This is a genomic window from Sphingomonas sp. PP-F2F-A104-K0414 (genome assembly GCF_004340945.1).
In the GTDB taxonomy this organism is placed as follows: domain Bacteria; phylum Pseudomonadota; class Alphaproteobacteria; order Sphingomonadales; family Sphingomonadaceae; genus Sphingomonas.
On sequence record NZ_SLYD01000001.1, the window covers coordinates 858,960 to 871,476 of the forward strand.

The following is a 12,517-nucleotide window of genomic DNA, read 5'->3' on the forward strand; positions in this document are numbered from 1 at the left end:
GATCCTCCCCCGCAAGGGGGAGGTGTCGCTGAAGGTGGCGGAGGGGGAGGTCACGGAACAGGGGTTTTCGCTTTCCTCCCCCACCGTCTGGCAAGCGCCAGCCACCTCCCTCTGGCGGGGGAGGATAAGGACTGGATTACGCGCCGCGCGCGATCTCGCGCCAGCCAATGTCGCGGCGGTAGAAGCCTTCCGCGAAATCGATCGCCTCGACCGCGCGGTAGGCGTTCGCCTGCGCCGTTGCGACATCGTCGCCGGTCGCGGTCACCGCGAGCACGCGACCGCCCGCCGCGACCAGCCCGCCGTCCTCAAGACGCGTGCCCGCATGGAACACCGTGCCGCCCGCCGCCCGTGCCGAATCCAGTCCGACGATCGACCCGCCCGCCTTGGGCGTACCCGGATAGCCGTCCGCCGCCATCACCACGGTCAGCGCGGTCTCGTCGCTGAACTTCGCCGCCGGCATCTCGCTGAGCCGCCCTTCCGCGGTCGCCAGCATGGTCGCGAGCAGATCACCTTGGAAGCGCATCATCAGCACCTGCGTCTCGGGATCGCCGAACCGCGCGTTGTATTCGATCAGCTTCGGCCCCTGCGGCGTCAACATCAGCCCGGCATATAGCACGCCTGAGAACGGCATGTTCTCCGCCGCCATCGCCGCCACCGTCGGCGCGACGATCTCGTCGATCGCGCGCTTCTCCAGCGTAGGCGTCAGCACGAGCGCAGGGCTGTACGCGCCCATCCCGCCAGTGTTCGGCCCGGTATCGCCCTCGCCCACGCGCTTGTGATCCTGCGCCGAGCCGAACGGCATCAGCGACACGCCATCGGTCAGCACGAAGAGGCTCGCCTCCTCGCCTTCGAGGAACTCCTCGATCACCGCCTCGGCTTCCCCGTCGGCGAACAGCGCGTCAAGCGCGGCATCGGCTTCGGCCGCGCTGAAGGCGATGACGACGCCCTTGCCCGCGGCGAGACCGTCCGCCTTGATGACCACCGGCAGCGAGAAGGTGCGGGCGAGCGCGGCATCTGCCTCTTCGCGCGTTTTCACACGGACATAGCCCGCGGTCGGGATCCCGGCGCGCAGGCACAGATCCTTGGTGAAGCCTTTCGAACCCTCCAACTGCGCCGCCGCCTTCGACGGCCCGAACACAGGGATATCCGCGGCGCGCAAACTATCGGCCAACCCATCGACCAGCGGTGCCTCCGGTCCGATTACGACCAACCCGACCGCATGCTCTCGCACGAACGCCGTGACGGCGGCGTGGTCCGTCGCATCCAGCGGCACGAGCGTCGCAAGCCGTGCGATCCCGGGGTTGCCCGGCGCGGCATACAGCGTATCGAGGCCGCGAGATTGCACCAGCTTCCACGCGAGCGCATGTTCGCGACCCCCCGAGCCCAGCAGCAGGACGTTCATGCCCGATCCCTTTTCCGATGAATTGTCCAGCGACATGGTGGCAAACATGGGGCGGCTGGTAGCCGAGCCGGTCGCCGGCGACAACGCACTCGCCATGTCGGTCGGCGAACTCGCGTTCAAGCTGAAGCGGATGGTCGAGGGCGAGTTCGGCCATGTCCGCCTGCGTGGCGAGATCTCCGGGTGGAAGCGCGTCGCCTCCGGGCATTGCTACATGTCGTTGAAAGACGACCAGGCGGTGATCGACGGCGTCATCTGGAAGGGCAATGCGTTGAGCCTCGCGTTCGTGCCGCAGGACGGCATCGAGGTGATCGCGACCGGCAAGCTCACCACCTATCCCGGCCGCTCGAAATACCAGATCGTCATCGAGCGGATGGAGCTGGCCGGCGCCGGCGCGCTGATGGCGCTGCTCGAGAAACTGAAGGCGAAGCTCGCGGGCGAGGGGCTGTTCGACGGCACGCGGAAAAAGCGGCTGCCGTTCATGCCGAAGGTGATCGGCGTCGTCACCTCGGGCACCGGTGCGGTGATCCGCGACATCCTCCACCGGCTCGAGGATCGCTGCCCGACGCACGTCATCGTCTGGCCGGTCAAGGTGCAGGGCGAAGGCTCCGCCGCCGAGATCGCCGCCGCGGTCCGCGGGTTCGACGCGATCGTGCCCGGCGGCCCGGTGCCGCGCCCCGACCTCGTCATCGTCGCACGCGGCGGCGGCTCGGTCGAGGATCTGTGGTCGTTCAACGAGGAGGTCGTCGTCCGCGCGGTCGCCGCCTGCACGATCCCGATCATCTCCGCCGTAGGCCACGAGACCGACACGACCTTGTGCGATTTTGCCGCCGACCTCCGCGCGCCGACGCCGACCGCCGCCGCCGAGATCGCGGTGCCCGTGCTCGCCGACCTGCGCCTCACGATCGACAGCCACCGCAACCGCACTGAGCGCTGCGCGCGCCGCCACGTCGAGCGTGGTCGCGAGCGGCTAGATGCGCTCGCGCGCCTGCTGCCGAAGCGCGACCAGTTGCTCGGGCCGCAGCGCCAGCGCGCAGACGATTTCGGCCAGCGCCTCGATCGCGGGCTGGAGCGTCGCCTGACGCTCGCGCGCGGCAGTCTCGATCGCTCGGGCGCCGCGCTCCGCCCGGCCACGCTGGAACGCAAACTCGAAGCGAAGCGCGCGCAACTCGATGCAACCTGGCGCCTCGTCCAGTCGCTCAACCCCGACGCGATCCTCGACCGCGGCTATGCTCGCGTCACCGCCCGCCCCGGCGGCGAGACGCTTGCCTCCGCCAAATCGGCGCGCGACGCGGGGACGCTGACGCTTCACTTCCGCGACGGCGTGCTGGACGCGGTCACGGACACCGGTCTTGAGCGCCCCGCCGCCAAAACCTATGCTGCTCCCAAGGCGAAGGCCGCGCCCGACCCGGCGCCACGCCAGCCCACCCTGCTGTAAAGAAGAGTTTTAGCAATGCTGATGTCCAACTCCGACCGCGCCGCGCGGCTGCACTATATGGCCAACGGTTTCCGCGTCCTCAGCCCCGGCGACCACGTGGCGTGCGCCGCGACCGGCCACCGTATCGCGCTCGAAGACCTGCGCTACTGGAGCGTCGCGCGGCAGGAAGCCTATTCCACCGCCGCCGCCGCCAGCGAAGCGATGGCCCCGCGATGATCCGGGCGGCGGCGCTCATCCTGCTGGCCGCGACCAGCGCCACCGCCCAGCAAGCGCCGCCGCCAACTACCGCAACTGCGAGCCCCTTTCGCTGGACCGGCACGCTCAGCCAGGGCGGGCTGATCCTCGGGACCGCCCCCGCCGGAACGCGCACCGTCATGCTGAACGGCAAGCCGATCGCGCTGGCCCCCGACGGCCGCTTTCTCGCCGGCTTCGACCGCGACGCCGGCCCGCAGGCCATGCTCAGTGCGACACTTGCCGACGGACGCATGATCCAGCAGCCGCTGACGATCGCACCCCGAAGCTGGGACATCTCGCGGCTGTCCACCCTGCCCAAATATCCCGTTCCGGAAGCGGAATTCACGCGCATCCGCCCTGGCGAACTTGCCGAGATCAAGGCCGCACGACAAGGATCCGCAGTGTCCGACGGATGGCGGCAGACGTTCGCGTGGCCGGTGACGGGTCGGATCTCGACGCTGTTCGGGTCGCAACGCATCTACCGCAATGGCGAGGCGGGGTCCTATCATTCGGGGATCGACATCGCGCGCGAGACGGGCACGGTCGTGCGCGCGCCAGCCAATGGCGTCGTGATCCTGGCCGCAGATCACCCGTTCACGCTGGAGGGCAATCTGCTGATGATCGACCACGGCATGGGCCTCAACAGCGCGTTCCTGCACCTGTCACGCATCGACGTGAAACCCGGCAATCACGTGACAAAAGGGCAACCGATCGGCGCGGTCGGGATGACCGGCCGCGCCACCGGTCCGCATCTCCACTGGAGCCTGCGCTGGAACGACGCGAAACTCGATCCGCTGCTGGTGGCCGGCGAAATAGGGTAAGACGGCGGGCTTACATTATTACAACTCCGATCGCGCGAAATTGCTATTATTACCGAGCGGAAAAAAAGAGGCAGCTTTCGTGTCATTTTTGACACTGGTTGCAACCAAAAATGAACGATGCGTCATGCCTGTCTTTACACGCTGGGCGCCCACCTGCATTCTTAACCCATGTCCTCGGCACGCTTGCAAAGCAGCAGTTGAGGTGTTTTCGCAGCCGATCGTCAGGGCGGTCGGTGCGCAATGCAAGGGGTTCAGTCTTGATTACCACGACACGATTTACGTCAAAGACACTGCTGCTTGCTGCAGTGACGCCATTAGCGCTGGTCCTGTCTACTGCGACTGGCTTTGCCCAGGACCCGACGACCGCCGGAGACGCGCAAGCGGCCGCTCCAGCACCGCAGACGCCGCCAGCCGACGAAGCGTCGAATGGTCAGGACATCGTCGTTACCGGATCCCTGTTTCGCCAAACCGACAATGCTACGCCATCGCCGGTCACGACGCTGACGACTGCCAACCTCGACGCGCGTGGCATCAACACCGTGCAGGGCGCCATTCAGTCGCTCGCATCGAACAACGGTCCGGCGCTGACCAACTCGTTCACCGCGAACGGCGCATTTGCCGGTGGTGCGTCCGCGGTATCGTTGCGTGGCCTGTCGACCAACTCGACGCTCGTCCTGTTCGACGGCCTGCGCGCCGCCTATTATCCGCTCGCCGATGACGCGACGCGCAACTTCGTCGATCTGAACACGATCCCCGACGACATCGTCGAGCGGGTCGAGGTTCTCCGTGACGGTGCATCGTCCAGCTATGGTGCAGACGCCATCGCAGGCGTCGTCAACGTCATCACCAAGCGCTCGTTCAATGGCATCAGCGGCCGCGCCGAAGCGGGCATCAGCCAGCGTGGCGTCGCTGCCAACCAGCGTCTGACGCTGACCGCGGGCACCGGTGATCTCGATGCGAAAGGCTATAACGCGTATATCAGCGGCTTCTATTTCCGCAGCGAAGCCGTCTACAACCGCGATCTGGCATCTCCGTTTAATTCGGCGGATCAGCGCGGCGTTGGTACGGGTGGACCGAACAACATCGTCAACGGCATCGGCGCCGATGGTTTGCTTCCGAACAACGGCTCGGTCGCCGGTGCGAACTTCTTCGTCCGTCCGGCCAACGGCGCAACCGCGGTCGGCGGCTCGCAATTCCAGCTGCTGACCCCAGGCTGCCTTAACGGTACGCCGTATTCGACGACTGCAGCCGACCGCGCGCAGGCCAATAACGCTGCCGTCGCAAACGTCGTTTGCCAGCAGGACCTGGTCAACCAATATGGCGTAGTGGCACCGAACATCGAGCGCTTCGGTGGTTCGGCGCGGTTCACCGCCAAGGTCGGCGATGCCGCCGAAGCGTATATGGAAGTCAATTTCCAGCAATCCTCGTCGAGCTATAGCGGTGACCCGTCGGTCATTCGCGGCAATGCCCCGGCAGGTATCCTTTTCCCGCAATATTCGACGTCCTCGGCAGCGGCGCAATATGCTGCGGGTTCCGCGCCCCTGTCACTGCCAGTCTATGTCTGCCCACGCGGCACTGTGACCTGCACGGCGGCAAACGGGAGTCTCAACCCGAACAACCCCTTTGCTGCGCAGGGCCAGAACGCGCTGCTGATCGGCGCGCTGCCCGATACCGTCACCTTCAACGGGACGCGTAACCGGGTGTACCGTGCGGCTGCAGGCATCAAGGGTACGATTGCCGGCGACTGGAACTACCGGGTCGATGCGACCGCGATGCATAGCGATCTGCGTCGCACGCAGAAGGGCTATGTCTTCGTCCAGCACCTGCTCGATGTGATCAACGACGGCAGCTACAATTTCGTCAACCCTGCGCTCAACTCGCAGGCAACGCGCAGCTATCTGACGCCAGACAACATCAACGACTCTAGCTCGGACCTGTATCAGTTGCAGGCATCGGTCACCAAGGAGCTGTTCACGCTTCCGGGTGGTGCTGCACAGCTCGCCGTCGGCGGGTCGATTTTCTACGAGGCAATCGACGCACCATCGGCGAACGCCGATACGAATGGGCCAACGCAGCGATATTTCTCGATCAACGCGTTCGGCACCAGCGGCAATCGTACGGTTTCCTCGGCATTCACCGAATTGCAGCTGCCGATCGTCGATCAGTTCCTGGTCAACGCATCGGGCCGCTACGATCATTATTCGTCGGGCCAGAGCAACTTCTCGCCAAAGGTCGGCGCCAAGTTCACGCCGATCCGCCAGCTTGCGATCCGCGGTACATGGTCGCGCGGTTTCCGCATCCCGAGCTTTGGCGAGGCCAATGCATTGCCGACGACTGGCTATGTCACCAACAACGCGACGTTGTTCAGCGATGGGTATCTCGCGCAATATGGTTGCACTGTGGCGACGTTCGCTTCGTGCCCGACCTATATTCGTCAGGGCAGCTATGGTCAGACGACTCTGGCCAGCCAAAACCTGAAGCCCGAGAAGTCGCGGAGCTTTACGGCTGGCGTCGTGTTCGAGCCGATCCGTAACGTGTCGTTCACGGTCGACTTCTTCGACATCAAGAAGACGGGTGCGATTACCTCGCTGACCGCAGGCGACGCACTGGCCGCTTATTATTCGGGTCAGCCGATCCCCGAAGGGTTCACGGTGACTCCGGATGCCGTTGGCGTCGGTTTCGAGGGCGCTACGCCGCGGGTCGGGCTGGTGCAGTCGCAGTTGGTCAATGCCAACACGATCCATTCGCAGGGCATCGACATGGGCGGTAGCGCGCGGTTCGATATCAACGACAACATCCGCTACACGATCTCGGGTGAGGGCAGTATCCTGCTCGATCTCAGCACCACGTTCCCCGGCGGTCGCAAGGAAAAGTATGTCGGCACGCTCGGCAACTACAATCTGACCGCGGGCTCGGGGACGCCGCGCTGGCGTGCCAACGTTACCAACACGATCGATATCCGCGACGAGTTCAGCCTCAGCGGCACGGTGAACTATGTTGCAGGATATAACCTGTCGGCAGAAGACCAGGGCGGCGTACGTGGCGATGGCGGCTTGGCGGTCGATTATCTGCCCGCAAACGTCGACGGTTACATCACGGTCGATATGGTCGGCACGGTCAAGGTAACCGACAAGTTCAGCTTCTACGTCAACGTACTGAATATCCTGAACGATCTGCCGCCGATCGATCCGGCGACGTATGGCGCGTATCTCTACAACCCAGTGCAAGCGGGCGAGGGCATCTATGGCCGTCAGTTCCGCGCTGGCGTGAAGTTCGGCTTCTAAACCCGGGCGTTGCGGCAATCGAAAGGGGGCGGCGTCGCAGGACGCCGCCCCCTCTTCGTATCAGGCGACCTGGAGCACCAGCTTGCCGTCGCCTTCGTCGACCTTGACGGTCGAGCCGTCCTTCACCTCGCCGCGCAGGATCATGTCGGCGAGCGGATCCTGCAGATAGCGCTGGACCGCGCGCTTCAACGGCCGCGCGCCGTACACCGGGTCGTAGCCCACGCGCCCGAGCCACGCTCGCGCGGCGTCCGTCAGGTCCAGGACGATCTTGCGATCCGCCAGCAGCTTGTCGACACGGCTCACCTGGATGTCGACGATCGGCGCCATGTGCGACTGGCCGAGGCGGTGGAACAGGATCACCTCGTCGAGACGGTTGAGGAACTCGGGCCGGAAGTGCGACCGGACGATCTCCATGACCTGCGGCTCGACCGAGGACACGTCGTCGCCCTCCGCCATGTTCGCGAGGTACTGGCTGCCGAGGTTCGACGTCAGGATGATCAACGTGTTGCTGAAATCCACCGTGCGCCCCTGGCCGTCGGTCAGCCGCCCGTCGTCGAGCACCTGCAACAGCACGTTGAACACGTCGCCGTGCGCCTTCTCGACCTCGTCGAACAGGATCACCTGATACGGTCGCCTTCGCACCGCCTCGGTCAGCACGCCGCCTTCCTCGTACCCGACATAGCCCGGAGGCGCGCCGATCAGCCGCGCGACCGCGTGCTTCTCCATGAACTCGCTCATGTCGATGCGGACCATCGCGCTGGGGTCGTCGAACAGGAACTCGGCTAGGGCCTTGGTCAGCTCGGTCTTGCCGACGCCGGTCGGCCCGAGGAACAGGAACGAGCCGAGCGGCCGGTTCGGGTCCTGCAACCCCGCCCGCGCACGGCGAACTGCGGTCGACACCGCCTTCACCGCGTGCGCCTGGCCGATCACGCGCTTGCCGATCGTCGCTTCCATGGCCAGCAGCTTGTCGCGCTCGCCCTGCAACATCCGTTCTACCGGGATGCCGGTCCAGCGGCTGACCACGCCGGCGATGTCGTCGGCGGTCACTTCCTCGCGGAGCATCGCGCCCTTGGTCGCCCCCGCCGCCTCGTCGAGCTGGCGCTGCAACCCCGGGATCGTCCCGTAGGAAAGCTCGCCTGCCTTCGCCAAGTCACCTGAGCGTTGCGCCTGCTCCAGCTCCAGCCGAGCGGCATCGAGTTGTTCCTTCAACCGCGCCTCGGCGTTGATCTTGTCCTTCTCGCCCTTCCAGCGCGTCGTCAGCTCGGCGGATTGCTCCTCCAGGTTGACGAGTTCGCCCTCCAGCGTGTCGAGCCGGTCGACCGAGGCGTCGTCTGTTTCGCGCTTCAACGCCTCGCGTTCGATCTTGAGCTGGATGATCCGCCGGTCGAGATTTTCGATCGCCTCGGGCTTCGATTCGACTTCCATGCGGATCCGCGACGCGGCCTCGTCCATCAGGTCGATCGCCTTGTCGGGGAGGAAGCGGTCGGTGATGTAGCGGTTCGACAGCGTCGAGGCGGCGACGATCGCGCCGTCGGTGATCCGCACGCCGTGATGGAGCTCGTACTTCTCCTTCAGCCCGCGCAGGATCGAGATCGTGTCCTCGACGGTCGGTTCGCCGACCATCACCGGCTGGAACCGCCGCTGCAACGCCGGGTCCTTCTCGACGTACTTCCGATATTCGTCGAGCGTGGTCGCGCCGACGCAGTGCAGCTCGCCGCGCGCAAGGGCGGGCTTGAGCAGGTTGCCCGCGTCCATCGCGCCCTCGGATTTACCCGCGCCGATCAGCTGGTGCATTTCGTCGATGAACAGGATGATGTCGCCCTCGGCGGCCTTCACCTCGTCGAGCACGCCCTTCAGGCGCTCCTCGAACTCGCCGCGATATTTGGCACCCGCGATCAGCGAGCCGAGATCGAGCGACATCAGCCGGCGATCCTTCAGGGTATCGGGCACGTCGCCATTGGCGATCCGCAAGGCTAGCCCCTCGGCGATCGCGGTCTTGCCGACGCCGGGTTCGCCGATCAGCGCAGGATTGTTCTTGGTCCGGCGCGCGAGGATCTGGATGGTGCGGCGGATCTCCTCGTCGCGGCCGATGACCGGGTCGAGCTTGCCGTCGCGTGCCGCCTGGGTGAGGTCGCGCGCGAACTTCTTCAGCGCATCATAGCGATCCTCGGCGCCAGCGGTGTCCGCGGTGCGGCCCTGACGCAGGCCGTTGATCGCGGTGTTCAGCCCCTCCGGCGTCACGCCGCCGGCCTTCAACGCCTTGCCCGCGGCGGTGTTGAGCGAGAGCGCGAGCGCGACCAGCAGCCGCTCGACGGTAACGAAACTGTCGCCCGCCTTGTTCGCGATCTGCTCGGCCTGGTCGAGCACGCGCACCGCGTCGTTGTCGATCCCCGGCGTGGTCTGCGCGCCCGAGCCGGACACGACGGGGAATTTGGCCAGCGCGAGATCGGTTTCCGAGGTCGCGCGCTTGGCGTCGCCGCCCGCGGCCGCGATCAGCCCTGCGGCCATGCCCTGCTCGTCCTCCAGCAGTGCCTTCAACAGATGTTCGGGCGCGATCCGCTGGTGGTTCATGCGGATCGCGACGGTCTGCGCGGATTGCAGGAAGCCCTTCGCGCGGTCGGTGAATTTGTCGATGTTCATGACGAATTCCTGTGGGATGGTTCGGTATCTGGCCAAAGATGGTGTTGTATTTGAGCAACACAAGAGCTTTCGGGACATGCTAGCACGTGCCATCGAACCGATACATAAAACCGGAGCGGCCTACCCTGGAGGCGTGCCGTGCTTACGTGGCGACAAGGTCGGGGTTAGCCAGGAACGCTAAAAACGCTCGCGCGAGCGGCATTTCTGCCGGTGGCGGGCTCCAAATGCCGAGCTTACGAGCATGAGGTGGCAAGGTGACGGTTCTCTCCGCAGGGTGCTCGTCGAGCGCCCGCTGCGGGAGAGAAGTCAAAAAACTGGTGCTGCCGGTGAGGATTGAACTCACGACCTCAGCCTTACCAAGGATGCGCTCTACCACTGAGCTACGGCAGCACTCGCTGGCATCGCTGCCGGCGGAGTGGGGCTAAGAGACGAGGGCGGCGCGGTTGTCAAGGCATCGCGGCCCGATATAGGACGTATTTATGGACGATCGGGATCGGAAGGCGGCGGAGAAGGCTGAGCGCATGGCGGCTGCGCTGCGCGAGAACCTGCGGCGGCGGAAGGCGCAGGCGCGAGCCGTCGGGGCTGCGCCTGCGTCGAAGGACGAGCCTTCTAGCTGAGAGGTGCGCATTTGGCGGTGAGCCAGGCGCGATCCTCCGCGTCGGTCATCTCCGGTGCCAGCACAGCCAGCACCTGCGCGTGATAGTCGTCGACCCATTGGCGTTCTGCCGCGGTCAGCAGCGTCGGCTCGATCAGCGAGCGTTCGATCGGGCAGAAGGTGAGCGTCTCGAAGCCGAGCATTGCGCGGTCGGCGCCGGGGATTGCGCGGGGTTCGATCAGGATCAGGTTCTCGATGCGGATGCCGTATTCGCCGGCCTTGTAGTAACCGGGCTCGTTCGAGAGCATCATGCCGGCGCGCAGCGGCTCCATCGCCGCGCCGCCGGGGTAGTTTGGCGCGGCGATCCGCTGCGGGCCTTCGTGGACCGCGAGATACGCACCGACGCCGTGGCCGGTGCCGTGGCCGAAATCGAGGCCGGCTTCCCAGAGCGGGCGGCGGGCGAACGCGTCGATCTGGCCGCCCATCGTGCTGTCGGGGAAGACCGCGGTGGCGATGCCGATATGGCCCTTGAGGACGCGGGTGAAGCGGTCGCGCATCTCTTCGGTCGGTTCGCCGATCGGCATCACGCGGGTGACGTCGGTGGTGCCGTCCGCATATTGGCCGCCGGAGTCGATCAGGTAGAGCTGGCCGGGTTCGATCGGCGCGCTCGATTCCTCGGTGACGTGATAGTGCGGGATCGCGCCGTGCGGGCCGGTGGCGGAGATCGTATCGAACGAGGTGTCCTTCAGGACGCCGGTCTGTTCGCGGAAGGCGAGCAGCTTGGCGGCGGCGCTGAGTTCGGTTTGCCCGCCCTTCACGCATTCGGTTTCGACCCAGCGCAGGAAGCGCGCGAGTGCGGCGCCGTCGCGGGCAGAGGCGGTGCGGTGGCCAGCGATCTCGACCGGGTTCTTGATGGCCTTGGCGAGGACGACTGGGTCGCGGAGGGGGAGGATCTTGGCGCCGCCGGCCTGGAGCGCCTGCGTGATCGCCGCGACGGCGCGTTCGGGGTCGGCGGCGACGCGCTTGCCGGCATAGGTGGCGAGGGTTGCGGCGAAGGCGGTGCGGTCGTGGAGGCGGACGGCGTTGCCGAGATGCTGGCAGACCGCGTTGTCGAGCTTGTCCGGGGCGACGAACAGGTCGGTGGTGCCGTCCGCGCCGACGATCGCGTACGAGAGCGCGACGGGGGTGTGGTCGACGTCGCCGCCGCGGATGTTGAGCGTCCAGGCGATCGAATCGAGCGCGGTGAGGATGACGGCGTCGGCGTCGTGCTCGGAAAGCCAGTCCGCGATCTTCGCGCGCTTTTCGGCGGAGGAGGCGCCGGTGAATTGGTCGGGCTGGACGGTCAACTTGGCGGGGGAGGGGGCGGGGCGGTCGGTCCAGATCGCGTCGATCGGGTTGGTGTGGACCGCTACCAGCGTCGCGCCGCGGTCGGCGAGGGCTTTGGTAGCTTCCGCAACCCAGGTGCCGGTGTGAAGCCACGGGTCGTAGCCGATGCGGCCGCCTTCGGGGGCGTGCTTGGCGAGCCAGGCGGTGGGGCTGGTCTGGGGGACGTCGGCGTAGTCCCACTGCGCGCCGTCGACCTGTTCGCGGACCTGGATCGTGTAGCGACCGTCGGTGAAGATCGCGGCGCGATCGGCGAGGACGACGGCAGTGCCGGCCGAGCCGCCGAAGCCGGTGAGCCAGGCGAGGCGCTGCGCGTAGCCGCCGACATATTCGCTCATGTGTTCATCGGTGAGCGGGATGACGAAACCGTCGAGATTATCGGTGGTTAGCTGGGCGCGGAGGGCCGCGAGGCGGTCGGCTAAGCGGGCGGTCGGGTTCATCGGTTCGGTCTCTCGTCAAAAGTGAAGTATAGAAAGTGCAGACGCTGGCGAGGTTTCAATACTTGCCCCTGGTGGGCGTGGGGGACGGGCGCGACGGTATGGGTATGGGCGCGGATTGGCGGTCATGGTTCATGCCGGGCGTTGTGACAGAATGCAGATGTGTAGGACAGCGGGTGCGGGCGGGGCTCAACACCGTTGCTGTGTCTACGGCGAACTTTTGTCACCTCCCCGGCGGAAGCCGGGGCCCAGTTGGGGGATGTCGCTAACTAAGCGCAGCGCGTCG

8 protein-coding genes and 1 tRNA gene are annotated in these 12,517 nt (G+C 66.0%); 5 read left to right on the plus strand and 4 right to left on the minus strand.

The window, feature by feature from the left end:
• Window positions 1-136: 136 nt before the first annotated feature.
• Window positions 137-1,402 (minus strand): phosphoribosylamine--glycine ligase, encoded by a 1,266-nt coding sequence (purD, locus tag C8J46_RS03800; protein WP_132735107.1) that lies wholly within the window; start codon window positions 1,400-1,402, stop codon window positions 137-139.
• On the opposite strand from purD, the gene xseA reads away from it, so the two are divergent.
• The 4 genes from xseA (at window position 1,401) to C8J46_RS03820 (ending at window position 7,176) form a co-directional block, all read left to right on the plus strand.
• The gene (xseA, locus tag C8J46_RS03805) at window positions 1,401-2,837 is read left to right on the plus strand and encodes an exodeoxyribonuclease VII large subunit (protein ID WP_207894077.1); all 1,437 of its coding nucleotides are present in this window, start codon (window positions 1,401-1,403) and stop codon (window positions 2,835-2,837) included. The genes purD and xseA overlap by 2 nt on opposite strands.
• Before the next feature lie 15 nt (window positions 2,838-2,852).
• The gene (locus tag C8J46_RS03810; RefSeq protein WP_056054286.1) at window positions 2,853-3,053 is read left to right on the plus strand and encodes a DUF2093 domain-containing protein; all 201 of its coding nucleotides are present in this window, start codon (window positions 2,853-2,855) and stop codon (window positions 3,051-3,053) included.
• Window positions 3,050-3,892: a M23 family metallopeptidase gene (locus C8J46_RS03815; RefSeq protein WP_132735109.1), complete on the plus strand. Its 843-nt coding sequence runs from the start codon at window positions 3,050-3,052 to the stop codon at window positions 3,890-3,892. The genes C8J46_RS03810 and C8J46_RS03815 overlap by 4 nt, the downstream gene beginning before the upstream one ends.
• Before the next feature lie 257 nt (window positions 3,893-4,149).
• Window positions 4,150-7,176 carry a TonB-dependent receptor gene (locus C8J46_RS03820; RefSeq protein WP_132735111.1) on the plus strand — a complete coding sequence of 1,009 codons (3,027 nt, stop codon included), beginning with the start codon at window positions 4,150-4,152 and terminating at the stop codon, window positions 7,174-7,176.
• Between the two features lie 60 nt (window positions 7,177-7,236).
• Here C8J46_RS03820 and clpB read toward each other — a convergent pair whose 3' ends face one another.
• Together clpB and C8J46_RS03830 are read right to left on the minus strand one after the other, a co-directional pair.
• Window positions 7,237-9,816: an ATP-dependent chaperone ClpB gene (clpB, locus tag C8J46_RS03825; RefSeq protein WP_132735113.1), complete on the minus strand. Its 2,580-nt coding sequence runs from the start codon at window positions 9,814-9,816 to the stop codon at window positions 7,237-7,239.
• A gap of 315 nt (window positions 9,817-10,131) precedes the next feature.
• Window positions 10,132-10,206, minus strand: a tRNA-Thr gene (locus C8J46_RS03830).
• Window positions 10,207-10,295: 89 nt separating this feature from the next.
• Here C8J46_RS03830 and C8J46_RS20695 point away from each other — a divergent pair.
• Window positions 10,296-10,433, plus strand: a complete 138-nt coding sequence (locus tag C8J46_RS20695) for a hypothetical protein (RefSeq protein ID WP_165886442.1) — start codon at window positions 10,296-10,298, stop codon at window positions 10,431-10,433.
• Here the strand turns inward: C8J46_RS20695 and C8J46_RS03835 are convergent.
• Window positions 10,426-12,234, minus strand: coding sequence for an aminopeptidase P family protein (locus C8J46_RS03835; protein WP_132735115.1), 1,809 nt, complete (start codon window positions 12,232-12,234; stop codon window positions 10,426-10,428). The genes C8J46_RS20695 and C8J46_RS03835 overlap by 8 nt on opposite strands.
• Window positions 12,235-12,517: the final 283 nt, after the last annotated feature.